Raw genomic sequence first — 23,789 nt, forward strand, 5'->3', positions numbered from 1 at the left:
GAGAGCTCAGCCCTTCATCAGATTGACGTCCTCAACCGCGATCGAGCCACGGTTGCGGAAATAGACCACCAGGATGGCGAGACCGATCGCAGCTTCCGCAGCCGCGACCGTCAGCACCAGCAGCGCGAAGACCTGCCCGACGATGTCGCCGAGGAAGGTCGAGAACGCCACGAGGTTGATGTTGACCGAGAGCAGGATCAGCTCGATCGACATCAGGATGACGATGATGTTCTTGCGGTTCAGGAAGATGCCGAGGATGCCGAGCGTGAACAGGATCGCGCCGACCGCCAGATAATGTCCGAGCCCGATCGTCATTTCACCCACTCCGCAGCATCGGCATCCGAGAGCCCCTGCCCCGGCGCCACCTTGCGCATCGCCATCGCCATGTCGGGCGTGCGTGCGTTCTGAACGTTGATGTCCTGCCGCTTGACCTTCGCCTTATGGCGCAGCGTCAGCACGATGGCGCCGATCATCGCAACCAGCAGCACCATGCCGGCGAGCTGGAAGTAGTGGATGTACTTCGTATAGAGCACGAGCCCGAGCGCCTCGGTGTTGGAGACGTTGGCCGGGATCGCCGCCGTGATCGTCTTGGAGACGCCGGGGTTGATGACCCAGAAGCCGACGGTGAGCAGCAGCTCGAACAGGAAGATGCCGCCGATCACGAGGCCGACCGGCAGGTACTCGATGAAGCCCTCGCGCAGCTCGAGGAAGTCGACGTCGAGCATCATGATCACGAACAGGAACAGCACCGCGACCGCGCCGACATAGACGACGATCAGCATCATGCCGAGGAACTCGGCGCCCATCAGCACGAACAGGCCGGAAGCGTTGACGAAGGCCAGGATCAGGTACAGCACGGAGTGCACGGGATTGCGCGAGACAATCACCATCACCGCCGAGGCGACGCAGATGCCGGCGAACAGATAGAAGAACAGCGCGGGAAGGATCATGCCCTCACCTCACCGGTACGGCGCGTCGAGCTCGATCGCCTTCGCGATCTCGCGTTCCCAGCGGTCGCCGTTGGCGAGCAGCTTGGCCTTGTCATAATAGAGTTCCTCGCGGGTCTCGGTCGCGAACTCGAAGTTCGGGCCTTCGACGATGGCATCGACCGGACAGGCCTCCTGGCACAGGCCGCAATAGATGCACTTCACCATGTCGATGTCGTAGCGCACGGTGCGGCGGGTGCCGTCGTTGCGGCGCGGGCCGGCCTCGATGGTGATGGCCTGCGCCGGGCAGATCGCCTCGCACAGCTTGCAGGCGATGCAGCGTTCTTCGCCGTTCGGATAGCGGCGCAATGCGTGCTCGCCGCGGAAGCGGGGCGAGATCGGTCCCTTCTCGAACGGATAGTTCAGGGTCGGCTTCGGCTGGAAGAAATAGCGCATGGCGAGAAAGAACGCCGAGACGAATTCCGACAGCAGAAGCGAGCGTGCAGTGGCGTTGACGTTGATACCCATGACGGCCCTCACTTCGGCGCGATGCCGGCGAAATGCAGCACGCCGGCCACCACGATCACCATCGCCAGCGACAGCGGCAGGAACACCTTCCAGCCGAGACGCATCAATTGATCGTAGCGGTAGCGCGGCACGATCGCCTTCGCCATCGCGAACAGGAAGAACATGAAGAACAGTTTCAGCGAGAACCAGATGATCCCCGGCACCCAGTTGAAGGGCGGCAGGTCCACCGGAGGCAGCCAGCCTCCGAGGAACAGGATCGTGGCCAGCGCGCACATCGTGACGATCGCGACATACTCGCCGAGCATGAACAAGAGGTATGGCGTCGAGCCGTACTCGACCATGAAGCCGGCGACGAGCTCGGACTCCGCTTCGACGAGGTCGAAGGGCGGACGGTTGGTTTCCGCCAGCGCCGAGACGTAGAACACCACGAACATCGGGAACAGCGGCCAGACGTACCAGTTCAGGATGGTCAGCTGCGGCAGCCCGATCAGGCTGGCAAGGCCGCGGGCATGCTGGGCCTCGACCACGGCCGAGAGGTTCAGCGTGCCGGCGCAGAGCAGCACGGTGATGATGACGAAGCCGATCGAGACTTCGTAGGAGACCATCTGCGCCGCCGAGCGCAGCGCGGCCAGGAACGGGTACTTCGAGTTCGACGACCAGCCGGCCATGATGATGCCGTAGATCGACAGCGACGAGATCGCGAAGATGAAGAGGACGCCGACATTGATGTCGGAGATCACCCAGCCGAGATTGGTCGGGATCACCGCCCAGGCCGCGAGCGCGAGCACGCACGACACCAGCGGCGCCAGCAGGAACACGCCCTTGTTGGCGCCGGCCGGAATGATCGGCTCCTTCAGCACGAACTTGAGCAGGTCGGCGAAGGATTGCAGCAGGCCCCACGGGCCGACCACGTTCGGGCCACGGCGGATCTGCACCGCCGCCCAGATCTTGCGGTCGGCGAGCAGGATGTAGGCGATCGCCACCAAGAGGACGACGAGCACCAGGACGCTCTGGGCGACCATGATGATCAGCGGCCAGAGGAACCCGGTCCAGAATGCGCTTTCGAAGAATTCCATCAGATCACGCTCACTCTGCTGCGGTCAGCATGTGCCCGGAGGCGAGGCGCGAGCATTCCGCCATCACGGCGGACGCACGCGCGATTGGGTTGGTCAAATAGAAGTCCTCGACCAGGGGCTTGAACGGCGCCTTCTCGGGCGAGCCGCCCTTCCCCGCCAGCTTCTTGATCTGCTCGGCGGAGCCGGCCTCGATCTGGTCGAGACGGATCAGATGCGGCACGGCCTTGAACACCGCCTGGCGCAGCGCCGAGAGCGAGTCATAGCCGAGCTTCTTGCCGAGCGCTTCCGACAGCGCGCGGACGATCGCCCAGTCCTCGCGGGCTTCGCCCGGCGGGAACGCGGCGCGACCGGTCATCTGCACGCGGCCTTCGGTGTTGACGTAGATCGCGGACTTCTCGGTGTAGGCGGCCGCCGGCAGGATGACGTCGGCGCGGTGCGCGCCGCGATCACCATGGGTGCCGATATAGACGACGAAGGTGCCATCCGGCGCCTTGATCTCGTCGGCGCCGAGCAGGAACAGCAAGTCGAGCGTGCCGAAGGTCGTCATCTGCGCCGCATTCAGGCCGCCTGAGGTTGCGGCAAAGCCGATGTCGAGCGCGCCGACGCGCGAGGCGGTCTCGTGCAGCACGCCAAAGCCGTTCCAGCCGTCCTTCACCGCGCCGACGTCGAGCGCGAGCTTGGCGGCGGCTGCGAGGATGGCGGCGCCGTCGTGACGGGCGGCCGCGCCCGCACCGACCAGGATGATCGGGTGCTTGGCGTTCTTCAGCACGTCCATGAAGGAGTGCTTGCCGGCCGCGAGCTCACCCAGCGTCTCGGTGCCGGCACCGAGGTGGTCGTAATCATAGGTCAGGTCGGGCTTGGCACCGATCACGCCGACCTTGAAGCCACCGGCGCGCCAGCGCTTGCGGATGCGGGCGTTGAACACGGCCGCCTCTTTCCGCGGGTTCGCGCCGATGATGAGCAGTGCGTCGGCCTGCTCGACGCCGGCAAGCGTCGGATTGAAGATGTAGGAGCCGCGGCCGAGCGCGGGGTCGAAGGCATCGCCGCCCTGCACCGCCAGATTGCTCGAGCCGTACTTGGCGAGCAGGTCCTTCAGCGCGAACATCTCCTCGACGCCGGCGAGATCGCCTGCGATCGCACCGATGCGCTTGCCGTCGGTGCGCGCCGCCTTGGCGGCGATCGCGGCGAAGGCCTCGGTCCAGCTTGCCGCGCGCAGCTTGCCCGCCTCGCGGATATAGGGGCGGTCGAGGCGCTGGGTCCGCAGGCCGTCGACGACGTGGCGGGTCTTGTCCGAGATCCACTCCTCGTTCACGGCCTCGTTGATGCGCGGCAGGATCCGCATCACCTCGCGGCCGCGGGTGTCGACGCGGATCGCGGAGCCGACGCCGTCCATGACGTCGATCGACTGGGTCTTGCCGAGCTCCCACGGGCGCGCCGCGAAGGCATAGGGCTTCGAGGTCAGCGCGCCGACCGGGCAGATGTCGACGAGGTTGCCCTGCAGTTCCGACGTCAGGGCGTGCTCGAGATAGGTCGTGATCTCCATGTCCTCACCGCGGCCGGTGGCGCCCATCTCGGGCGCGCCGGCGACTTCCGCCGAGAAGCGGACGCAGCGCGTGCACTGGATGCAGCGGTTCATCGAGGTCTTGACCAGCGCGCCGAGATATTTGTCCTCGACCGCGCGCTTGTTCTCGGCGAAACGGCTGGTGTCGACACCATAGCCCATTGCCTGGTCCTGCAGGTCGCACTCGCCGCCCTGGTCGCAGATCGGACAATCCAAGGGATGGTTGATCAGAAGGAATTCCATCACGCCTTCGCGCGCCTTCTTCACCATCGGCGAACGCGTGGAAATTTCCGGCGGTTCGCCCTTGGGGCCCGGACGGCAGTCGCGCACGCCCCAGGCGCAGCTCGCGACCGGCTTCGGGCCGCCCTTCACCTCGACGAGGCACATCCGGCAATTGCCGGCGATCGACAGCCGCTCGTGATAGCAGAAGCGCGGAATCTCGGCGCCGGCCGCCTCGCACGCCTGAAGCAGCGTGTACTCGGCGGGGACATCGATCTCTTTGCCGTCGATGATGAGCTTGGTCATTCTTCCTACTCCGCCGCGACCATGTTCACGGGATCGCGGACGCCGATGTCATCGACATCTGCCTTGTGCGAATACTGGTCGATGCGCGCTTCGATCTCGTGACGGAAGTGCGCGATCAGGCCCTGGATCGGCCAGGCCGCGGCGTCGCCGAGCGCGCAGATGGTGTGGCCTTCGACCTGCTTGGTCACCTCGAGCAGCATGTCGATCTCGCGCTTGTGGGCGCGGCCTTCGGCCATGCGGGTGAGGACGCGCCACATCCAGCCCGTGCCCTCGCGGCACGGCGTGCACTGGCCGCAGCTCTCATGCTTGTAGAAATAGGAGATGCGGGCAATCGCACGGATCAGGTCGGTCGACTTGTCCATCACGATCACGGCGGCGGTGCCGAGGCCCGAGCGCAGCTTGCTTAAGGAGTCGAAATCCATCGGCGTGTCGATGATCTGCTCGGCGGGCACCATGCGCACCGACGAGCCGCCGGGGATCACGGCCTTGAGGTTGTCCCAGCCGCCGCGAATGCCGCCGCAATGCTTGTCGATCAGCTCACGGAACGGGATTCCCATGGCCTCTTCGACGTTGCAAGGCCGCTCGACATGGCCGGAGATGCAGAACAGCTTGGTGCCGACGTTGTTCGGGCGGCCGATGCCGGCGAACCACGCCGCGCCGCGGCGCAGGATGTCGGGCGCAACCGCGATGGACTCGACGTTGTTGACCGTGGTCGGGCAGCCGAACAGACCGACGTTGGCCGGGAACGGCGGCTTCAGGCGCGGCTGGCCCTTCTTGCCTTCGAGGCTCTCGAGCAGCGCGGTCTCCTCGCCGCAGATATAGGCGCCGGCGCCGTGGGCGACGTAGATGTCGAACGGCCAGCCGTTGACGTTGTCCTTGCCGACCAGCTTGGCCTCATAGGCCTGGTCGATCGCGGCCTGCAGATGCTCGCGCTCGCGGATGAACTCGCCGCGGACATAGATGTAGCAGGCATGCGCGTTCATCGCGCAGCTCGCGATCAGGCAACCTTCGATCAAGAGATGCGGATCGTGCCGCATGATCTCGCGGTCCTTGCAGGTGCCGGGCTCGGACTCATCGGCGTTGACGACGAGATAGCTCGGCCGGCCGTCGGTCGATTCCTTCGGCATGAAGGACCATTTCAGACCGGTCGGGAAGCCGGCGCCGCCGCGGCCGCGCAGGCCCGACGCCTTCATCTCGTTGATGATCCAGTCGCGGCCCTTGTCGATGATGTTCTTGGTGCCATCCCAGGCGCCGCGGCGCCGCGCACCCTCGAGCCCCCAATCGTGGAGGCCGTAAAGGTTCTTGAAGATGCGGTCCTTGTCCTCGAGCATATCAGTGCTTTCCGATCAACGATTGGACTGCTTGTAGGCAAGTCCGGCGGCGCAGATGCCAAACGTCAGCGCCCAGAGCGAAGCCGATTCCAGCGATGCGTTCAGGCCGAAGCGCTGCAGCAGGAAGATGAAGGCGGCCGCCACCACGGCGTGCATCGCGATGAAGCCCCACTTCTTCATGCCAACGCTCCCCTGCGCTATCGACGAAGCGAGATCCCGCATCAGGTGGTCTCCTTCAGCGTGGTCGGTCCGGTGATCGGCGCCGAGAACTGGCGGCCGTTCTGCGGACCCGGCTTCGGCGGATTGCCCGAAGCGAAGCCGTCGAGCACCTTGCCGAAGCTTTCCTTGGTCAGGTCCTCATAGGTGTCCTTGCCGATCAGCACCATCGGCGCGTTCACGCAGGCGCCCAGGCACTCCACCTCTTCCCAGCTGAAATTGCCGTCCTTGGAGAGATGGAAGGGCTCGTGATGGATGCGGTGCTCGCAGACGTGGATCAGATCCTCGGCGCCGCGCAGCCGGCACGGCGTGGTGCCGCAGACCTGGACGTGGGCCTTCTTGCCGACGGGGGCGAGCTGGAACATGGTGTAGAAGGTCGCGACCTCCAGCACGCGGATATAGGGCATGTCGAGCATGTCGGCGATGACGCGGATCGCGGCTTCCGAGACCCAGCCCTCGTTCTGCTCCTGCGCGCGCCAGAGGATGGCGATGACCGCGGAGGCCTGACGTCCGGCGGGATATTTCGCGATCTGTTGCCGCGCGAATGCGAGGTTCTCCTCCGTGAACGCAAAGCTCGCGGGCTGGACTTCCTTCGGTGCTAATCGGCGAACGGACATAGCTCAATCTCTCACTGCATGCGGCGCGCGGATTTCGCATTCAGGTTCTTGGCGTTCAGGGCTTCGATCCTGTCCTGCCAGAATGCGCTTGCGGTGCCGAAAACGTTGTAGCCGACATGGGTCGAGACCTTGATGCGGTCGAGGATCGACAGCTCGGTCACGGTCTCCATGCGGTTGCTGCGCGGATCGAACACGATCAGCTTCAGCGGGGTCTGTTCGAGGATGAAGCGCGACACGGCGTGCGAGCGATCGCTGCCGTGCTCCTCGCACATGATGACGCTGTCGGCCTCGAGCAGGCGGACGCCGCCCTTGATCGCCTCGATCTCGACGCCCTCGACGTCGAGCTTGATCAGATACTTGCCGCTCGCGGCGATCTTGCCGTCGTCGATCAGGTTGTCGAGCGCGATCACCGGCACCTCCTCCCCGCCCGCCGACTGATCGCCGGCGATGCTGAAGGCCTCGTGCTTGGTGCCCGATAGACGCGCGGTCCCGCGCGCTGCGCCGATCGCGCACTTCATCGTCTCGAAGCGGCCAGCGTTGACGCGCGCATTGTTGGCGAGCTTCGGGTAGTTCTGGCCCGACGGCTCGATCGCAATCGCCTTGTGCGCGCCGAACGGCTTGCTCGAGACCAGCACCGACCAATAGCCGTAATTGGCGCCGCAATCGAGCAGCGTGTAGTCGACGTCGATGGAATCGGCGAACAGCAGCTCGAGCTCGTCTTCATAGTTGTACGAGCGGTTGAGCAGCTTGCTCCAATAGCCGTCGCCGTAGGGGAATTCGAACACCGCGTCGGAATTGAGCCTGATCGCGATGTTGCGCTCGGGCAGCGTCTTGCGCAGCAAATTCGCGCAGGCAATGTAGCCCATATGCGAGAAGTGCGAGGAGATCTTCGATCCCGTCACCAGCGCCAAGGCAGCCGTCCGCTCCCACAGGTTGGCCCCTTCAAGGGCCCCCGAGGCGCGGTCAAACTGGATTGGCGCCTGCGCCATCACCGATCGACCTCTCCGAACACGATGTCGAGCGAGCCCAGGATCGCCGAGACGTCGGCGAGCAGATGGCCGCGGCAGATGTGGTCCATGGCCTGGAGATGGGCAAAGCCCGGCGCGCGGATCTTGCACTTGTAGGGCTTGTTGGTGCCATCGGCGACGAGATAGACGCCGAACTCGCCCTTGGGCGCCTCGACCGCGGTATAGATCTCGCCGGCCGGCACGTGGACGCCTTCGGTGTAGAGCTTGAAGTGGTGGATCAGCGCTTCCATCGAGCGCTTCATCTCGCCGCGGCGCGGCGGCGCGACCTTGTTGTCGGCGACGACGACGGGGCCCTTGCCGTCCGGCGCGTTCAGCTTCTGGATGCACTGCTTCATGATGCGCACGGACTGGCGCATCTCTTCCATGCGGATCAGATAGCGGTCGTAGCAGTCGCCGTTCTTGCCGATCGGGATGTCGAAATCCATCTCGGCGTAGCACTCATAAGGCTGTGACTTGCGCAGGTCCCAGGCCGCGCCCGAGCCGCGCACCATCACGCCCGAGAAACCCCACTCCCAGGCTTCCTTCAGCGGCACCACGCCGATGTCGACGTTGCGCTGCTTGAAGATGCGGTTGGCGGTGAGCAGGCGATCGAGATCGTCCACCACCTTGAGGAACGGATCGCACCAGGCCTCGATGTCGTCGACCAACTTCTGCGGCAGATCCTGGTGCACGCCGCCGATCCGGAAGTAAGCCGCATGCATGCGGCTGCCCGAGGCGCGCTCGTAGAACACCATCAGCTTCTCGCGCTCTTCGAAGCCCCACAGCGGCGGGGTCAGCGCGCCGACGTCCATCGCCTGCGTGGTGACGTTGAGCAGATGCGACAGGATGCGGCCGATCTCGCAATAGAGCACGCGGATCAGCTGGCCGCGGCGCGGCACCTCGATGCCGAGCAGCTTTTCGGCGGCCATGCAGAAGGCGTGCTCCTGGTTCATCGGCGCGACGTAGTCGAGCCGGTCGAAATAGGGGATCGCCTGCAGATAGGTTTTCTGCTCGATCAGCTTCTCGGTGCCGCGGTGAAGCAGGCCGATATGGGGATCGACGCGCTCGACCACTTCGCCGTCGAGTTCCAGCACGAGGCGCAACACGCCGTGCGCCGCCGGATGCTGCGGTCCGAAATTGATGGTAAAGTTGCGAAGCTGTTCAGATTGCTCGTTCATGATCAGACCTTCGGCCCCGCTTTTTCATCGCCCGGAAGCACCGGATAGTCGGCACCTTCCCAAGGAGACAAAAAGTCGAACTTGCGGAATTCCTGGTTGAGCCGGACCGGCTCGTACACCACCCGCTTCTCCTGGTCGTCGTAGCGGACCTCGACGAAGCCGGTGAGCGGGAAATCCTTGCGCAGCGGATGGCCCTCGAAGCCGTAGTCTGTGAGGATGCGGCGCATGTCGGGATGGCCGACGAAGAACACGCCGTAGAGGTCGTAGGCTTCGCGCTCGAACCAGTCAGCGCCGGGGAAGATGTCGATCAACGAAGGCACCTGCGTGGTCTCGTCGGCTTGCGCCTTGAGCCGGATGCGGGCGTTCAGCGTTGGCGACAGGAAATGATAGATCACGTCGAAGCGCTTCTCGCGATCCGGGTAGTCCACCGCCGTGATGTCGGTGATGTTGACGAAACGGCAGCTCGGGTCGTCGCGGAGGTATTTGACCACCTCGACGATCCTGGCGGCCTCGACGTCCACGGTGAGCTGGTTGAAGGCCACCGAGTGACCGGTCGCGGCGCCCGGAAGCGCGCTAACGATCGTCTGCCCCAGGGCGTCGAGCTTGGCGTCGTCCATGACGTAAAACCTTAGCGTTCGATGGTGCCGGTGCGCCGGATCTTCTTCTGCAGCAGCAGCACGCCGTAGAGCAGCGCTTCCGCCGTGGGCGGGCAGCCCGGCACGTAGATGTCGATCGGCACGATGCGGTCGCAGCCGCGCACGACCGAATAGGAATAGTGATAGTAGCCGCCGCCATTGGCGCACGAGCCCATCGAGATGACGTAGCGCGGCTCGGGCATCTGGTCGTAGACCTTGCGCAGCGCCGGCGCCATCTTGTTGGTCAGCGTTCCCGCAACGATCATCACGTCGGACTGGCGCGGCGAGGCACGCGGGGCAAAGCCGAAGCGCTCGACGTCGTAGCGCGGCATCGAGACCTGCATCATCTCGACCGCACAGCAGGCAAGACCGAAGGTCATCCACATCAGGGAGCCGGTGCGCGCCCAAGTGATGAGGTCGTCGGTCGCGGCCACGAAGAAGCCCTTGTCGGACAGCTCGGAATTGACCTCGAGGAAGAACGGATCATTGGCCCCGACCGGCTTGCCGGTGGACGGGTCCAGAATGCCCTTCGGGGCCGGCGCGATCACCGGACCTGCGGACTGCGTAGCTGGGTTCAATCCCATTCCAGGGCTCCTTTCTTCCATTCATAGGCGAACCCGACCGTCAGCACGGCGAGGAACACCACCATGGACCAGAAGCCGGTCGCGCCAAGCTTGCCGAACGCCACCGCCCAGGGAAACAGAAACGCCACCTCGAGGTCGAAGATGATGAAGAGGATGGCGACCAGATAGAAGCGAACGTCGAACTTCATGCGGGCGTCGTCGAACGCGTTGAAACCGCACTCGTAGGCCGACAGCTTTTCCGGGTCCGGCTGCTGGAACGCCACGATGAAGGGCGCGATCAGCAGCACGAGGCCGATGAGGCCCGCTACCCCTATGAAGACGACAAGTGGAAGATAGTTCTGCAGAATGCCGCTCATTGGCGAGCCCTTTTTCCCGCAGCCTCGGGACAGCCACGGATTCGTCCGATTTGGAATTATTCTGAGCCTTAGCGCAGTGCACCAATGGGCGCAAGACACGCTCTTTTCAGGCCCTTAGCCGCCCCCAGAACCGTGAAAATCCCGGAATCACCCCGCGGCTGGTATGGAGCAGATCGCCATGGCCAGCAAGGGCTGCCACGGCCTCGCAGGTCAGCCGTTCGGAGATTGCGGCGCTCGGGCCGAGCCAGTTATTTGCTGTGCGATGACCGACCAAAATGCTCAGGTTTTTGGTGCGGCAGCGCACTCCAGCCCCGGCAATCGCCGCCGCGGGGGCACCCCCGTCGTTCCGGCGACCTATTTTGCCGGTGGCCAGCGCGGCCAGGACGCCAATGATGATGCCGCCGCATCAGGTGCAGGAAAGACACCTTTCCACAGCCGTGCGTGATCAAAACAGCCATGCCGCACGACGGGACCGCTGGTCTGACGAATGCGCCGGCGGTCGGCTTTAAGCCGGCCGCGAGCGCGGCGGCAGCGACCTCCTGGTCGCGCGCGCCGCGCTCGGATGAGCTTCGGGCCGGGGGGCATGGCCCGCGGGCTCATCGTGACGGCGGATCAGCGGTCGTCCGGGCGGAGGCGAACGAACATCACGATCAATTGCTCCAAGCCCTGGAGCCTTCCGGCCCTGCCCTCGCCTGTCCTCACCATTTGTAGGAGACGCTGGCGGTGACGCGGCGACGGTCGCCGTAGAAGCAGGACGTGGCCGACGCGCAGCTTGCGACATAGATCTTGTCGGTCAGGTTGATCACGTTCAGCGCTGTGCGCCAGTTCTGCCATTCGTAATGGAGCGCGAGATCGCCGAGCACGACCGCGGGAACCTCGAGCGTGTTGGCCTGGTCGGCCCAGGACGAGCCGATATAACGCACACCGCCGCCGAAGCCGAACCCTGCGAGCGGCCCGTCCTTGAAGGTGTAGTCCGCCCACCCCGACACCAGGAGTTCGGGCGTGTTGGTCGGTGTCTTGCCGACCAGCGCCGGATCCAGGTCCTTGCTGTTGAAGAGATGATAGGCCGTGAAGGCGCCGATGAATTTCAGCTCCTTCGTGGCATTGGCCACCGCTTCCAGCTCGATGCCGCGCGACGTCACCTCTCCGGTCTGGTTCTGCAGCACCGGGACGATGCCCGCGCCCGTGGTTGTCGTCACGTTCTGGCGAACGAGATCGAAGACCGAGACGGTGAAATAGCCGTCGAATCCGACAGGCGCGACCTTCACGCCGATTTCGGCCTGCTTGCCGGTCTCCGGCAGGAACAGCTGGTTCGCCGCATTGAGGCCGATGATCGGGTTGTAGCTCGTCGAGTAGGAGACGTAGGGCGCGATGCCGTTGTCGAAATTGTAGATCAGCCCGGCGCGACCGCTGAACCTGCTGTCGTCGCGGCTGGCGACGGTCGCCCCGGTGTCACGGGCTTCCTGCGTCGTCTCGACCCAATCATTGCGGCCGCTTAGCACCAGCGTGAAATTGCCGAGCTTCATCTGGTCCTGAAGATAGGTGCCGGCCTGCTTCTGCGTGATCAGGAAGTTCCGGAACGGCGAGCCCGGCAACGGAACCTCAGCTCCCCCATAGGCCGGATTGAAGACGTTGATCGAGGGCACACCGAACCCGAAGGCCTGATAATCGTCGATCTGATAGCCCCGCAGATCGACACCGAACAGCATCGTGTGCCTGACTGGACCGGTGTTGAAGCGATACTCGAGCTGATTATCGAGATTGGCCTGATTGGCCGTGTTCTTCGCGTACCAATTGTAGCGATTGAGCGTGGCCGTATTGATGTTGGCCCAATCGTTGCCGACATAGCCGCGGTAGCTGATGTCGACATGCGCGAAGCGAGCGTTCTGACGGAACGTCACATCGTCGGTGAGATGGCGCTCGAACTGATAGCCGAGCATCTCCTGCTCGCGCGTGAACTTGTCGACGCTGGGATCGCCGGCGAAGAAGCTGGTCGGGATCTTACCGAACGGCGCGCTGGTCACCGTGCCCTGATAGGGCAGGAAGTTGATGCCGCGGGTATCCTGCTTCGAGGCCGAGGCCAACACCGTGAAGGTGGTGTCGGCATCCGGCTTCCACGTGAATGACGGCGCAATGAAGTAGTTGTTGTCAGGTGTGAAGTTGACCTGCGTGCCGCCGTTCTGGACCTGGCCGACAACGCGCGCGAACAGCTTGCCGTTCTCAGGACTGGTCGCGACCGGGCCGCCCATGTCGAAGCTGACATAGGCGTTGCCGAAATTGTTGACGCCGGCCTCGATGTAGCGGATCGGCTCTGCCGGAGGCATCTTGCTGATGACGTTGACGATGCCGCTCGGGCTCGATCCGCCGTAAAGCACGGCTGACGGACCGCGCAACACCTCGACCCGCTCCATGTTGGGAGTCTGCAGCTTCCAACTGGCATAGGACGTGTAGAACAGCTGCATGCCGTCGAGGAACAGACCGATATCCTCGGACTTGAAGCCGCGGATCAGCCACCAATCGTTCCGGGTGTCCGTGCCGAAAGTCCCTGCCCGGACGCCGGCGGTGTAGCGCAGGACCTCGTCGAGCTTGTTCGGCTTCTGGTCGCGGATCTGCTCGGCACCGATGACGGACACCGCCTGAGGTGTCTCCATGATCGGCGTGTTGGTCTTGGTGCCCGATGAGCTGCGACCGGCGACATAGCCGTTCACCGGCCCGCGCGGCGTCTCCACGAAGCCGACTTCGCGCCGTGGCTGCGGCTTGTTTCGCTCGGCGGTCTGCACCGACGATCGCGTCGCGCGGCGCTGTGGGGCCGCGGCAGCACGCTTCCGTGTTTCCGGCGCGGTGACGGTGACCGAGGGCAGATTTTGCGCGCCACTCTGCGCGGAAGATTGTGCAAGCGATGCCTGCGGCATCAAGACCCAAGCGGATGCGGTCGCCAACACGGCCGACCGCAGCATTCCAAGACTGTTCAACGCGCCACCCCAAAGCTGCATGTTCGATGCGTCATGCCGCCTGTCCCGGAACGGCATGCGCTTGGGGTGACGCTTATGTGAGGGCGCGCGATTTCCCTAATTGAAAGCTTCTTAGAACGGGTCTTAGAAGCGATCCACAAATCGGCAGGTGCGAATGAGCTTAGCTTCCTCCGGTCGCATTCGGATTTCCCGAGCTTGCGACACTGGTCGTCGCAATGGCCCCTGCCGGCTCACCGGGCTCCGCGCCAATCCGGATCGACATCCTCGTCTTGGAAAGGCCGGCCGCCTCCACTCCCTCCAAAGGGGAGATGAAACCATTTTGCGGAACCCGCGAAACCATCCGGAAACAGATGGCCCCTAGAAGATGAGCCCATAGACGGCGGCAAAGCCCGCCCGGAGGCTCAGATGAACCACTCAATTCATTCTGCTGATCGTGCGACCCACCTGAAGATCGTGGTGGTGGCGCTGGTAGCCGGCATTGCCGTGGCCGGCTTCGGGATCGCGGCCCGCACCAATGCCGATTACGGCCAGACCGCCCAGTCCACCCATGTGATCAAGGCCGGCAAGCCGGTGGTGGTGACCAGCGCGGGCACGTCCGAGATTCGCTGATATCTGCCCTTTTGGGCTGACCATAGGCCGCCGCTGGGCGGCCTTTTTCGTTTTCCAGAGCAATGCTTAGCGGGGACGCCCGGGGGAAGCGCAACGTCCTTGACTTCACCATGTCCCCCCTTTAAGTCCCCCCTCGTTCCGCGCGCGTTCAGCGAACCACGCGGGAGTAGCTCAGTTGGTTAGAGCGCCGGCCTGTCACGCCGGAGGTCGCGGGTTCGAGCCCCGTCTCTCGCGCCATTTTTGGCAATCCCCTCATAAGCTTAGCCCGAACTTCTCGACGCTTTTCGCGGCTCTGCGCGCAATTTCAGGCGGCTGCCGGGAACTCTCGGCATAGTCAGCCCGCGTCCGAATCGTCTACGCCTAGAAGGGCTTAGAGGGACCCCCCATATTCTCGGCTTTTTTCGGGACTCCCTGTCATTGGACGATGAGGAGGCCAGACATGGCTAAGAAGGATCCGGCTAAGAGGGATTCGGCGAAGAAGACAGCCGCGCCCGCCACGATCACGCTCAAGCACCTCGCTGCCGACATTGCCGACCGCCAGGATGTCTCCAAAAAGCACGCCGAGGCGGTCCTGACCGACATGGTCGATCTGATCGCCAAGCACCTCAAGAAGGGCGACCGGGTCCGCATCGTCGGCCTTGGCATCCTCCAGGTCCGCAAGCGCGCCGCCCGCACCGGCCGCAATCCGACCACCGGCGAAGCGATCCACATCAAGGCCAGCAGGAAGGTCGCGTTCCGCCCGGTAAAGGAACTGAAGGAGGCGATCTGAGGCCACTTTTCGTTAAGCCTGGTCGTTAGGCCTGGCCCGAGCCCGTTCCGGCCGCTTCACGGCCCGCTTTTCTGATATACCGCCTGCTTCCCGAACTCGGCGGTTTGACCAGAAATGTCCTCCCTCTCCTTTTCGCATACCGTGGCCGAGCGCTTCCTGCGCTACGTCACCATCGACACCCAGTCCGATCCGGCATCGCCTCACTCGCCCTCGACCGAGAAGCAGAAAGATCTCGGCCGCGTGCTCGCTGCCGAGCTGAAGGCCATGGGCGTTGCGGACGCGCATCTCGACGAATACGGCTACGTCTACGCAACGATCCCGGCCAACACCGACAAGAAGGTGCCGGTGATCTGCTTCTGCTCGCACATGGACACCTCGCCCGACGTCACCGGCAAGGGCGTCAAGCCGCAAGTCGTGAAGAACTATCGCGGCGGCGACATCATCCTGCCCGGCGACACCAGCCAGGTGATCCGCTTCAATGAGCACCCCGCGCTGAAGAACCAGATCGGCAACGACATCATCACCACCGACGGCACCACGCTGTTGGGGGCCGACAACAAGGCCGGCGTTGCCGAGATCATGGATGCCGCGCATTTCTTCCTCAACAACCCCGACGTGAAGCACGGCACCATCAAGATCCTGTTCACGCCGGACGAGGAGATCGGCCGCGGCGTCGACAATGTCGACCTGAAGAAGCTGGGGGCCGATTTCGGCTACACCATGGACGGCGAGAGCGCCGGCTGCGTCGAGGACGAGACGTTCTCGGCCGACGGTGCCACCATCACCATCAACGGCGTCAGCGCCCATCCCGGCTACGCCAAGGGCAAGATGGAGCACGCGATCAAGATCGCCGCCGCCATCGTCGAGCGTCTGCCGAAGGAGGGCTGCTCGCCCGAGACCACCTCGGGCAAGCAAGGCTTTCTGCATCCGATCGGCATTGAGGGCGCGCTGGAGCAGGCGACGCTCTCCTTCATCGTCCGCGACTTCACCGAGGAAGGGCTGAAGGAGAAGGAGGCGCTGCTCGAGGACATCGTCAAGGACGTGATGAAGGACTATCCGCGCTCGACCTACACGTTCGAGGTCAAGGAGCAGTACCGCAACATGAAGCAGGTGATCGATCGTCACCCGCACGTGCTCGAATACGCCATCGAGGCGATCCGTCGCGCCGGCCTGCGGCCGATGCGCACCGCGATCCGCGGCGGCACCGACGGCTCGCGCCTGTCCTTCATGGGCCTGCCCTGCCCCAACATCTTCGCCGGCGAGCACGCGTTTCATTCGCGGCTCGAATGGGTCAGCCGGCAGGATATGGAAAAGGCGGTGGAGACCATCGTGCATCTGGCGATGATCTGGGAAGAGAAGGCCTGAGCCTTCCTGCAGACGTCGACGATGGCCGGGCTTGCGCCCGGCCATTGATTGAGAGCCTACGGCACCGGCATTGCGCGCGGATTGCGATGGAAGCGGTTGGCGCTCGCCATCCAGCTCGGCAACGGTGCGCCGTCACGATGCCGGCCGCCGGCAACGGCTGCAGCCCAGGCCACTGCGGCGCCGATCAGGGTCGCGGCTGCGACCGAGAACGCCACGATGATCGAGTTGCGTCGCGCGCGGTTGATGGCCGTCTTCGAGTCTGCGATCAGCGCATCGACCCGCCGCTCGGATTCGGGGGCCGCCAGTCCCGTCGCCGCGGCGACCAGTTGCACGAGGTAGGCCCGATCGTCGGTGCTGACGCCGCTGTGGCTGGACGAGGTCATCAGGATACGTCCGGCTTCGGCGCGCGGTTCCCTCAGGTCAGCGTTCGGCGCGCGGCGCGGCGCGCGGAACAGCTTGTCGAGCTCATAGCTCAACAAGGGCTCGGCCGCCGAGGTGTTGCTCGCCGAGCTGCGCATCGGCGAACGGTCGATCGCGGCAGCGCCGAGGAGCGCGAGCAGAGCTGCGCCGGCCAGGACCGCCAGCGCCCAGGCCGTCAGGCCATGGAGTCCATCCCGCCGCTCGCCGTCATCCTCGATCGTTGCAAGCACGGGCTCGGGCCGGGTCGTCCGGCCGGCGATGTAGCCGCCGAAGCCGAAGCTGACGATCGCCTGGATGATCAGATAGAGCCCGGAGAGTAGCGCCAGCGCTGCCGAGGCATCGCGCCAGGTCGGCGAGGCCGAACTCACACCGAGGCCGACCGCGACACCAAAACCGATCAGGATGAATGACATTGCGCTCGCAGCAAGCGCGCCCGCGAACACCGAGCTCCACTGGATCGTTCGAGGCGCCTCGACTGCCAGGCCGCTTTCCATGACCTCTTCCCGCATGAGAGTTTCTACGGTCATTGCCGCGCTCTCAGCGCAGGCCGAAGAACGACAGGATCGCCATGATGACGACGATCAAGCCGATCAGATAAATCAATCCGTCCATTGTCCGTCCTCCTCAGATCTTCTGATCGCTAATCGCGAGGTATGAGGAACGTTCCTAATTGGACAGATCGGATGGAACGAACTTGGAAGATGCGGGTTATCTGTCCAAGTCCCAAGGATAGAAATTGTGAGCACATGAGGCCTCAGCCGGCTCGTCCGGCTGGGGCCTTTCCGCGTTGCGGCCGGCGCGTCTCCTCCTGTCGTATGTTAACGACGCCGGGGCCGGGATCATCAATGATGCGATCAGGCGGAACCTGCAGATCAGGAGAGGCGCGTGGACCGCAGAACGGCGTGCCTGCATCAGGCGAATGCATTCCGGGAGAAAGCCCTCGCCGATCCCGAGCACCACGACCAATGGATCGACGAGGCCATCAAGTGGCTGGAACGGGCGATGGAAGCGAGCTGTCGGGCCGCCATCACCATGGAAGGTGACGACGGCAGCGGAGCTCCGGCCCCCACGATCGAAGCCATGGTGCCACTTCGGCGCGCCATCGTTCGCCAGTGAGAGGCGCTGGCACCGCATGCGCTGCTGCGGCAATTGTTCCAGGGACGTAACAATGTTGCGGGTCGACACTGTCCCGCGCCCATGCTAGGCCGAGCACAGACCGCAACCAGAGTGACGTCGTGCTCGCAAACCGCCAGCCCTCAGGATCCTGCCGCTCGCGCGCCCGGCGCGGGCTGCTGTCCGTGCTGATCGCGGCTGTCTATCTGCTCGCGGGCGTGCTGCACGGCGCACACGATATCGACGTCACCACGCCCCGCGGCGGCTCGGAGATCGCCGCGGTCCTCGATGGCGCCGGCGGCCATAGCGACCACAAGGCCATCGGCGGACATCATTGCCACGGCTGCTTCTCGCTGACCGTGGCACAGCCGATGCCATCGACGGCAGCGACCGCGCTTGCGTCGGCGCCGAGCCCGCAACGGGCCTCCCGGCTCGCCGGAATTGTTCCCGATACCGACTCTCCCCCTCCCAGACCTATTGCCTGAACGGATTGGTCGGGCGCCCCGCGCCCATTAGCTTCATCCTTCACAGGTCGGTTTCATGTTTCGCAGGGGAATGGCCGCGCGCCTGGCGTGCGCGGCAGCGTGTCTGATTGCAGCATCGGCGCTTGCACCATCGCACGCCCAGACTTTGACGATGCGGAGCGCCCTGGCGCGCGCGCTGGCGGCGAGCCCGCGGCTGACGGCGGCGGAGCGCGACGTCGGCATCGCCACGGGCCAGCGCATCCAGGCGGGCGCCCTGCTCAATCCGGAGCTGTCCTATGAACAGGACGATTCATTCGGCTCCGGCAGATATCGCGGAACGCGCTCGGCCGAGACCACGCTGCAGATCAGCCAGGCCTTCGAGCTGTTCGGCAAGCGCGAGGCGCGGATTGCCGCAGGCGCAGCCGGCGTCGAGGTCGCCGCGATCCAGCGCAAAGCCGTCAGGCTGGAGGTGCTGTCGGAGACCGCGATCGCCTTTCTCAGCGTGCTCGGCGCCCAGCGGCGCATCCAGATCCTAGACGAGCAGATTGCCGCGATCGACCGGCTGACGCCGCTCCTGCGTCGCCGGGTCGAAGCCGGCGCCTCGTCGCCGGCCGAGACCGGCCGCGCCGAGGTCGCCTCCGCCCTGGTGAAGGCCGACCGCGAGCGCTTCAAGGCGACCTTGGCGAGCGCCCGGCGCGAGCTTGCAGTGCTGATGGGCGATGCGTCCGCAAAATTCGGCGAGGTCTCCGGCCGGCTCGAGACCACCGGACGCCCGCCGACGTTCCAGGCGGTTGTCGCCGCCATCGACGCCAATCCGCAGCTGGTGCGCTGGACCGCGGTCTATGCCCAGCGCAATGCCGAGCTCTTGCTGGCGCGGCTCAAGCCGTATCCGGACGTGCGGATCGCGGCCGGATGGCGTCACTATAGCGAGACCAATGACGACGCGTTGCGTCTGTCCGTCTCGGTGCCGATCCCCGTGTTCGACCAGAACCAGGGCAACATCCTTTCGGCCCAGGAAAGCCTCGCCAAGACCAGAGCCGAGCGCGAGGCCAACCGCAACGCGCTGATCGTGATCGCCGGACGCGCCTATGATTCGCTCCAGGGCTCGCTGCGCGAGCTCGCGGTGCTGCGCGAGACCGCGATCCCCAAGGCCGTCGAAGCGTCCGAGGCGATCTCGCAAGGCTACGGCCAGGGCCGCTTCACCCTGCTCGAAGTGCTGGACGCCCAGGCCAGCGTGACCCAGGCGCGGCTGCGCGAGCAGGAGGCGCTGCAGAATTTCCACGCGGGCGTCGCGACCATCGAAGGCCTCGTCGGCAATCCCTTCACGCTGGCGCGGGAGAGCGCACGATGAAAACGTCCTCGACCATCCTGATAGCCATCGTTGCCGCCGCGCTCGGCGCTTACGGCTATTCCCTGCTCGCCCCCGGCAAGGTCGCGCCCGCCGAGCACGCTGAGCATTCCGAGCCGAAGAAGCCGAACGACCATGTCGAGCAGGACGAGCACGGCGCCGACCGCATCCGCATCTCCGACGTGAAGCTGGCCGCCGCGGGCGTCACCCTGGCGGAAGCCGCGAGCGCCACACTGACCGACACGCTCGCCTTCAACGGCATCCTGCGCGCCAACCAGGAAGCCGTGGTGCAGGTGACCCCGCGCTTTCCGGGCCTCGCCAAATCCATCCAGAAGCGGATCGGCGACAAGGTCGGCAAGGACGATCTGCTTGCCGCGATCGAAAGCAACCAGAGCCTCACCGTCTATGAACTGAAGGCGCCGATTGCCGGCACCATCATCGAGCGGCAGATCTCGCTCGGCGAATACGCCTCCGAGCAGAAGCCGGCCTTCGTCGTCGCCGATCTCTCCACCATCTGGGTCGACCTGTCGATCTACCGTCAGGACTTAAGGCGCGTCCGCATCAATGACGAGGTGCTGATCGATCCAGACGACGGCCGCGGCGAGATCAAGGGCACGATCTCCTACATGGCGCCGATCGGCAGTAGCGAGACCCAGACCGCGCTGGCGCGCGTGGTGCTGCCCAATCCGGACGGTCGCCTGCGGCCCGGCCTGTTCGTCACGGCACGGCTGATCCTCGCGGCGCGCAATGTCGCGGTCGCGGTGCGCCGGAGCGCGATCCAGACGCTGGAGAACAGGACCATCGTGTTCGTACGCGAGGACGGCGACAAGATCGAAGCCCGCCCGGTCGAGCTCGGCGATTCCGATCCGCGCCACGTCGAGATCAAGGCGGGCCTTTCGCCCGGCGAGCATTACGTCGCGGAGAACAGCTTCGTCGTGAAGGCGGAGATGGGCAAGGGCGAGGCCGAGCATGATTGAGCGTCTCATCGCCATCTCGCTGCATCAGCGCTGGCTGGTGCTGGTACTCGCGCTCGGCGCCCTCGCCTTTGGCACCTGGAATTTCCAGCGCCTGCCGATCGACGCGGTGCCTGACATCACCAACGTCCAGGTCCAGATCAACACCCGCGCCCCCGGTTATTCGCCGCTCGAGATCGAGCAGCGCATCACCTTCCCGGTCGAGACCGCGATGGGCGGCCTGCCCAAGCTCGACTACACCCGCTCGCTGTCGCGCTACGGCCTCAGCCAGGTGACGATCGCGTTCAAGGACGGCACCGACATCTACTTCGCCCGGCAGCTCGTCGGCGAGCGCATTCAGCAGGTGAAGGACCAGCTGCCGGCGGGCGTCGAGGTCGCCATGGGTCCGGTCTCGACCGGCCTCGGCGAGATCTTCATGTACACCGTGGAGACCAGGGCGGGCGCAAAGACGCAGGGCGGCCGCGACTATTCCCTGACCGATTTGCGCACCGTGCAGGACTGGATCATCCGGCCGCAGCTTCGCAACGTGCCTGGCGTGATCGAGGTCAACACGATCGGCGGCTTCGAGCGGCAATTCCACGTGCTGCCCGACCCCGGCAAGCTGATGGCCTACCGGCTCGGCTTTCGCGACGTGATGACGGCGCTCGCCGCCAACAACGCCAATGTCGGGGCCGGCTATATCGAACGCAACGGCGAGCAATATCTGGTTCGCTCGCCGGGCCAGGTCGGCAATATCGGCGAGATCCAGGACATCGTGATCGGCTCGCGCGGCGGCAATCCCGTCAGGATCAGGGATGTCGCGACCGTTACTGAGGGTCGCGATCTGCGCACGGGTGCCGCGACACGCAACGGCGAGGAGACCGTGCTCGGCACCGCCATGCTGCTGATCGGCGAGAACAGCCGCAGCGTCGCCCGCCGCGTCGGGGCCCGTCTCGAGGAGATCGCAAAATCGCTGCCCGAGGGCGTCGTGACGCGGACCGTCTACGACCGCACCGACCTGGTCGAAGCCACCATCGGCACCGTCAAGAACAACCTGCTTGAAGGCGCGGCGCTGGTGGTGGCCGTGCTGTTCCTGATCCTCGGCAACATCCGCGCCGCGCTGGTCACGGCCTGCGTCATTCCGCTGTCGATGGCGATGACGATCACCGGCATGGTCGAGACCAAGGTCAGCGGCAACCTGATGTCACTGGGTGCCATCGACTTCGGCATCATCGTCGATGGTGCCGTCATCATCGTCGAAAATTGCCTGCGCATGCTGGCGGCGGCCCAGCGCGAGAAAGGCGGCCTGCTCACGACCGCCGAACGGCTGCGCGCGATTCTGCGCGGGTCGAGCGAGGTCATCAAGCCGAGCCTGTTCGGAGCGCTGATCATCGCCGTGGTCTACCTGCCCGTGCTGACGCTGACCGGCGTCGAGGGCAAGATGTTCACGCCGATGGCGCTGACGGTGCTGATGGCGCTCGGCGCGGCCGTGCTGTTCTCCATCACCTTCGTGCCGGCAGCCGTTGCCATCTTCGTCACCGGCAAGGTGTCCGAACATGAGAACCTGTTCATGCGGGCGGCAAAGCGCGGCTATCTCCCCCTGCTCCGTTTTGCCATCGACAATCGGGCCGCGGTCGCGATCATGGCCGTGGTCATCGTGGTCGCGAGCGGCATCGCCGCTTCGCGGATGGGTGGCGAGTTCATTCCGAGCCTCGACGAAGGCGACGTCGCGCTGGCTTCGATCCGGATTCCCGGCACCAGCCTCACCCAGTCGCTGGACCTTCAGAAGGCGCTGGAAAAACGCATCAAGCAGGTTCCGGAGGTGAAGGAGTTCTTCACCCGCATCGGCACCGCGGAGATCGCCACCGATCCGATGTCGCCGGCGCAGACCGATGGCTACGTCATGCTGAAGCCGCGTGCCGAATGGCCCGACCCGGGCAAGTCGAAATCGGAGGTGATCGAGGCCATCGAGCGTGCTGCCGACGAGATTCCCGGCAGCGCCTATGAAATCTCCCAGCCGATCCAGTTCCGCGTCAACGAGCTGATCTCCGGCGTGCGCACGGACGTCGGCGTCAAAATCTTCGGCGACGATCTCGACATCCTGCAAGGCGCCGCCAGGCAGGTGGAGGCCGCGATCCGCGGCATCCGCGGCGCCAGCGACGTCAAGATCGAGCAGGTCGCGGGCCTGCCGATCCTCACCGTCCGCCTCGATCGCCAGGCGCTCGCCCGCTATGGCCTCAGCGTCGCCGAAGTGCAGGGCATCGTCGAGATCGCAGTCGGCGGCAAGTCGGCGGGCAAGCTGTTCGAAGGCGATCGGCGCTTCGACATCGTGGTGCGCCTGCCCGAGCATTTGCGCGGCAATCTTGAGGCGATCCGCGCGATCCCGATTCCGCTGCCGCCCGCCGAGGACGCCGGCTCCGGCACGGCCGTTCGTACCGCGCTGGCCAGCTCTTCCCTCGCCCAGATGCGCTACGTGCCGCTGTCATCGGTCGCCACCGTCGATGCGACGCCGGGGCCGAACCAGATCAGCCGCGAGAACGGCAAGCGGCGGATCGTCGTCACCGCCAATGTCCGCGCGCGCGACCTCGGCTCCTTCGTGGCCGAGGCCGAGGCGGCAGTGGCGGAGAAGGTCAAGCTGCCGGCGGGTTACTTCATCGGCTGGGGCGGCCAGTTCGAGCAGCTGGTCTCGGCCACCAAGCGGCTGACGATCGTGGTGCCGGTAGCGCTGCTGCTGGTGTTCCTGCTGCTGTTCATGGGCATGGGATCGGCGGCCGATGCGGCGCTGGTGTTTTCGGGCGTGCCGCTGGCGCTGACCGGTGGCGTCGCCGCGCTGCTGCTGCGCGACATTCCCTTGTCGATCAGCGCCGGCGTCGGCTTCATCGCACTGTCGGGCGTCGCCGTTCTCAATGGCCTCGTCATCATCGCCTTCATCGAGCGTCTGCGCAGCGAGGGGCGCTCGGTCGCGGAGGCCGTGCGCGAAGGTGCGCTGACGCGGCTGCGCCCGGTGCTGATGACCGCGCTCGTCGCCTCGCTCGGCTTCGTGCCGATGGCGCTCGCCACCGGCGCCGGCGCCGAGGTGCAGCGGCCGCTCGCGACCGTGGTGATCGGGGGCATCATCTCCTCGACCATCCTGACGCTGCTGGTGCTGCCGGCGCTCTACGTGCTGTTCCGCCGTGACGTGGCAAATGAAAGGCCTACAATGGCGTCTGATTTGGCGGCGTCCGCGGAGCGCTAGA

24 protein-coding genes and 1 tRNA gene are annotated in these 23,789 nt (G+C 65.1%); 10 read left to right on the forward strand and 15 right to left on the reverse strand.

All coding sequences use genetic code 11. The features are described 5' to 3' along the window. Window positions 1-6 precede the first annotated feature (6 nt). Genes nuoK through AB7M16_RS03310 form a run of 13 tightly spaced genes read right to left on the reverse strand, consistent with a single transcriptional unit; the run spans window position 7 to window position 10,540 of the window. Window positions 7-315, reverse strand: a complete 309-nt coding sequence (nuoK, locus tag AB7M16_RS03250) for an NADH-quinone oxidoreductase subunit NuoK (protein WP_008547737.1) — start codon at window positions 313-315, stop codon at window positions 7-9. Beyond that, on the reverse strand, window positions 312-950 hold the full coding sequence (locus tag AB7M16_RS03255; protein ID WP_212257264.1) for an NADH-quinone oxidoreductase subunit J: 639 nt from the start codon (window positions 948-950) through the stop codon (window positions 312-314). Before AB7M16_RS03255 ends, nuoK begins: the two co-directional genes overlap by 4 nt. A 9-nt stretch (window positions 951-959) precedes the next feature. Next, complete coding sequence (gene nuoI, locus AB7M16_RS03260) at window positions 960-1,454, reverse strand: NADH-quinone oxidoreductase subunit NuoI (protein ID WP_210268102.1); 495 nt, start codon at window positions 1,452-1,454, stop codon at window positions 960-962. Window positions 1,455-1,462: 8 nt separating this feature from the next. Next, window positions 1,463-2,530: an NADH-quinone oxidoreductase subunit NuoH gene (gene nuoH / locus AB7M16_RS03265; RefSeq protein ID WP_172783531.1), complete on the reverse strand. Its 1,068-nt coding sequence runs from the start codon at window positions 2,528-2,530 to the stop codon at window positions 1,463-1,465. Window positions 2,531-2,540: 10 nt separating this feature from the next. Further along, window positions 2,541-4,616 (reverse strand): NADH-quinone oxidoreductase subunit NuoG, encoded by a 2,076-nt coding sequence (nuoG, locus tag AB7M16_RS03270; RefSeq protein ID WP_453943119.1) that lies wholly within the window; start codon window positions 4,614-4,616, stop codon window positions 2,541-2,543. A gap of 5 nt (window positions 4,617-4,621) precedes the next feature. Beyond that, window positions 4,622-5,947 (reverse strand): NADH-quinone oxidoreductase subunit NuoF, encoded by a 1,326-nt coding sequence (gene nuoF / locus AB7M16_RS03275; protein ID WP_018320146.1) that lies wholly within the window; start codon window positions 5,945-5,947, stop codon window positions 4,622-4,624. Between the two features lie 15 nt (window positions 5,948-5,962). Beyond that, window positions 5,963-6,169 carry a hypothetical protein gene (locus AB7M16_RS03280; RefSeq protein ID WP_172783529.1) on the reverse strand — a complete coding sequence of 69 codons (207 nt, stop codon included), beginning with the start codon at window positions 6,167-6,169 and terminating at the stop codon, window positions 5,963-5,965. Continuing rightward, entirely contained in the window at window positions 6,169-6,780 is a 612-nt protein-coding gene (nuoE, locus tag AB7M16_RS03285) for an NADH-quinone oxidoreductase subunit NuoE (RefSeq protein ID WP_061877839.1), read from the reverse strand. The genes AB7M16_RS03280 and nuoE overlap by 1 nt, the downstream gene beginning before the upstream one ends. 11 nt (window positions 6,781-6,791) lie before the next feature. Beyond that, window positions 6,792-7,769, reverse strand: coding sequence for an FkbM family methyltransferase (locus tag AB7M16_RS03290; RefSeq protein ID WP_172783527.1), 978 nt, complete (start codon window positions 7,767-7,769; stop codon window positions 6,792-6,794). Continuing rightward, window positions 7,769-8,965 carry an NADH-quinone oxidoreductase subunit D gene (locus AB7M16_RS03295; RefSeq protein ID WP_453943120.1) on the reverse strand — a complete coding sequence of 399 codons (1,197 nt, stop codon included), beginning with the start codon at window positions 8,963-8,965 and terminating at the stop codon, window positions 7,769-7,771. Before AB7M16_RS03295 ends, AB7M16_RS03290 begins: the two co-directional genes overlap by 1 nt. A 2-nt stretch (window positions 8,966-8,967) precedes the next feature. After that, complete coding sequence (locus tag AB7M16_RS03300; protein WP_172783525.1) at window positions 8,968-9,582, reverse strand: NADH-quinone oxidoreductase subunit C; 615 nt, start codon at window positions 9,580-9,582, stop codon at window positions 8,968-8,970. 11 nt (window positions 9,583-9,593) lie between these two features. Next, window positions 9,594-10,184, reverse strand: a complete 591-nt coding sequence (locus AB7M16_RS03305; protein WP_036025347.1) for a NuoB/complex I 20 kDa subunit family protein — start codon at window positions 10,182-10,184, stop codon at window positions 9,594-9,596. Then, on the reverse strand, window positions 10,175-10,540 hold the full coding sequence (locus AB7M16_RS03310; RefSeq protein WP_008136158.1) for an NADH-quinone oxidoreductase subunit A: 366 nt from the start codon (window positions 10,538-10,540) through the stop codon (window positions 10,175-10,177). Before AB7M16_RS03310 ends, AB7M16_RS03305 begins: the two co-directional genes overlap by 10 nt. A 163-nt stretch (window positions 10,541-10,703) precedes the next feature. Between AB7M16_RS03310 and AB7M16_RS03315 the strand changes: the two genes are divergently transcribed. Continuing rightward, the gene (locus AB7M16_RS03315) at window positions 10,704-10,985 is read left to right on the forward strand and encodes a hypothetical protein (RefSeq protein ID WP_453943121.1); all 282 of its coding nucleotides are present in this window, start codon (window positions 10,704-10,706) and stop codon (window positions 10,983-10,985) included. 253 nt (window positions 10,986-11,238) lie between these two features. Here the strand turns inward: AB7M16_RS03315 and AB7M16_RS03320 are convergent, their stop codons facing one another. Continuing rightward, entirely contained in the window at window positions 11,239-13,497 is a 2,259-nt protein-coding gene (locus AB7M16_RS03320) for a TonB-dependent siderophore receptor (RefSeq protein ID WP_453943122.1), read from the reverse strand. Window positions 13,498-13,917: 420 nt separating this feature from the next. Between AB7M16_RS03320 and AB7M16_RS03325 the strand changes: the two genes are divergently transcribed. The 4 genes from AB7M16_RS03325 to pepT all read left to right on the forward strand — a co-directional run bounded on the left by AB7M16_RS03325 (window position 13,918) and on the right by pepT (window position 16,255). After that, window positions 13,918-14,121, forward strand: a complete 204-nt coding sequence (locus AB7M16_RS03325) for a hypothetical protein (protein WP_453943123.1) — start codon at window positions 13,918-13,920, stop codon at window positions 14,119-14,121. Window positions 14,122-14,281: 160 nt separating this feature from the next. Continuing rightward, window positions 14,282-14,358: transfer RNA gene (locus AB7M16_RS03330), tRNA-Asp, on the forward strand. 202 nt (window positions 14,359-14,560) lie between these two features. Beyond that, the gene (locus tag AB7M16_RS03335) at window positions 14,561-14,890 is read left to right on the forward strand and encodes an HU family DNA-binding protein (RefSeq protein WP_172783522.1); all 330 of its coding nucleotides are present in this window, start codon (window positions 14,561-14,563) and stop codon (window positions 14,888-14,890) included. A gap of 114 nt (window positions 14,891-15,004) precedes the next feature. After that, window positions 15,005-16,255: a peptidase T gene (gene pepT, locus AB7M16_RS03340; RefSeq protein ID WP_453943124.1), complete on the forward strand. Its 1,251-nt coding sequence runs from the start codon at window positions 15,005-15,007 to the stop codon at window positions 16,253-16,255. A gap of 56 nt (window positions 16,256-16,311) precedes the next feature. Here the strand turns inward: pepT and AB7M16_RS03345 are convergent, their stop codons facing one another. Further along, window positions 16,312-17,202: a hypothetical protein gene (locus AB7M16_RS03345; RefSeq protein ID WP_260379350.1), complete on the reverse strand. Its 891-nt coding sequence runs from the start codon at window positions 17,200-17,202 to the stop codon at window positions 16,312-16,314. 358 nt (window positions 17,203-17,560) lie between these two features. Between AB7M16_RS03345 and AB7M16_RS03350 the strand changes: the two genes are divergently transcribed. From AB7M16_RS03350 to AB7M16_RS03370, 5 genes are all read left to right on the forward strand, one after another. After that, entirely contained in the window at window positions 17,561-17,791 is a 231-nt protein-coding gene (locus tag AB7M16_RS03350) for a hypothetical protein (RefSeq protein ID WP_453943125.1), read from the forward strand. Window positions 17,792-17,910: 119 nt separating this feature from the next. After that, on the forward strand, window positions 17,911-18,273 hold the full coding sequence (locus AB7M16_RS03355) for a hypothetical protein (protein ID WP_260379352.1): 363 nt from the start codon (window positions 17,911-17,913) through the stop codon (window positions 18,271-18,273). 55 nt (window positions 18,274-18,328) lie between these two features. After that, on the forward strand, window positions 18,329-19,603 hold the full coding sequence (gene ihpA / locus AB7M16_RS03360; protein WP_453943126.1) for a divalent metal ion exporter subunit IhpA: 1,275 nt from the start codon (window positions 18,329-18,331) through the stop codon (window positions 19,601-19,603). Continuing rightward, window positions 19,600-20,577, forward strand: coding sequence for a divalent metal ion exporter adaptor subunit IhpB (gene ihpB / locus AB7M16_RS03365; RefSeq protein WP_453943127.1), 978 nt, complete (start codon window positions 19,600-19,602; stop codon window positions 20,575-20,577). The genes ihpA and ihpB overlap by 4 nt, the downstream gene beginning before the upstream one ends. After that, on the forward strand, window positions 20,570-23,788 hold the full coding sequence (locus AB7M16_RS03370) for an efflux RND transporter permease subunit (protein ID WP_453943128.1): 3,219 nt from the start codon (window positions 20,570-20,572) through the stop codon (window positions 23,786-23,788). The genes ihpB and AB7M16_RS03370 overlap by 8 nt, the downstream gene beginning before the upstream one ends. The last annotated feature ends 1 nt before the right edge of the window (window position 23,789 follow it).

It is taken from the genome of Bradyrhizobium sp. USDA 372, assembly GCF_053629095.1.

Coding starts and splice junctions, on each gene's coding strand:
- nuoG (WP_453943119.1), bottom strand. CDS start 4,616: ATGACCAAGCTCATCATCGACGGCAAAGAGATCGATGTCCCCGCCGAG.
- AB7M16_RS03345 (WP_260379350.1), bottom strand. CDS start 17,202: ATGACCGTAGAAACTCTCATGCGGGAAGAGGTCATGGAAAGCGGCCTG.
- ihpB (WP_453943127.1), top strand. CDS start 19,600: ATGAAAACGTCCTCGACCATCCTGATAGCCATCGTTGCCGCCGCGCTC.
- AB7M16_RS03280 (WP_172783529.1), bottom strand. CDS start 6,169: ATGCGGGATCTCGCTTCGTCGATAGCGCAGGGGAGCGTTGGCATGAAG.
- nuoE (WP_061877839.1), bottom strand. CDS start 6,780: ATGTCCGTTCGCCGATTAGCACCGAAGGAAGTCCAGCCCGCGAGCTTT.
- AB7M16_RS03370 (WP_453943128.1), top strand. CDS start 20,570: ATGATTGAGCGTCTCATCGCCATCTCGCTGCATCAGCGCTGGCTGGTG.
- nuoK (WP_008547737.1), bottom strand. CDS start 315: ATGACGATCGGGCTCGGACATTATCTGGCGGTCGGCGCGATCCTGTTC.
- nuoI (WP_210268102.1), bottom strand. CDS start 1,454: ATGGGTATCAACGTCAACGCCACTGCACGCTCGCTTCTGCTGTCGGAA.
- AB7M16_RS03325 (WP_453943123.1), top strand. CDS start 13,918: ATGAACCACTCAATTCATTCTGCTGATCGTGCGACCCACCTGAAGATC.
- AB7M16_RS03305 (WP_036025347.1), bottom strand. CDS start 10,184: ATGGGATTGAACCCAGCTACGCAGTCCGCAGGTCCGGTGATCGCGCCG.
- AB7M16_RS03290 (WP_172783527.1), bottom strand. CDS start 7,769: ATGGCGCAGGCGCCAATCCAGTTTGACCGCGCCTCGGGGGCCCTTGAA.
- AB7M16_RS03255 (WP_212257264.1), bottom strand. CDS start 950: ATGATCCTTCCCGCGCTGTTCTTCTATCTGTTCGCCGGCATCTGCGTC.
- ihpA (WP_453943126.1), top strand. CDS start 18,329: ATGTTTCGCAGGGGAATGGCCGCGCGCCTGGCGTGCGCGGCAGCGTGT.
- AB7M16_RS03295 (WP_453943120.1), bottom strand. CDS start 8,965: ATGAACGAGCAATCTGAACAGCTTCGCAACTTTACCATCAATTTCGGA.
- AB7M16_RS03320 (WP_453943122.1), bottom strand. CDS start 13,497: ATGCTGCGGTCGGCCGTGTTGGCGACCGCATCCGCTTGGGTCTTGATG.
- nuoH (WP_172783531.1), bottom strand. CDS start 2,530: ATGGAATTCTTCGAAAGCGCATTCTGGACCGGGTTCCTCTGGCCGCTG.
- nuoF (WP_018320146.1), bottom strand. CDS start 5,947: ATGCTCGAGGACAAGGACCGCATCTTCAAGAACCTTTACGGCCTCCAC.
- pepT (WP_453943124.1), top strand. CDS start 15,005: ATGTCCTCCCTCTCCTTTTCGCATACCGTGGCCGAGCGCTTCCTGCGC.
- AB7M16_RS03310 (WP_008136158.1), bottom strand. CDS start 10,540: ATGAGCGGCATTCTGCAGAACTATCTTCCACTTGTCGTCTTCATAGGG.
- AB7M16_RS03315 (WP_453943121.1), top strand. CDS start 10,704: ATGGAGCAGATCGCCATGGCCAGCAAGGGCTGCCACGGCCTCGCAGGT.
- AB7M16_RS03300 (WP_172783525.1), bottom strand. CDS start 9,582: ATGGACGACGCCAAGCTCGACGCCCTGGGGCAGACGATCGTTAGCGCG.
- AB7M16_RS03335 (WP_172783522.1), top strand. CDS start 14,561: ATGGCTAAGAAGGATCCGGCTAAGAGGGATTCGGCGAAGAAGACAGCC.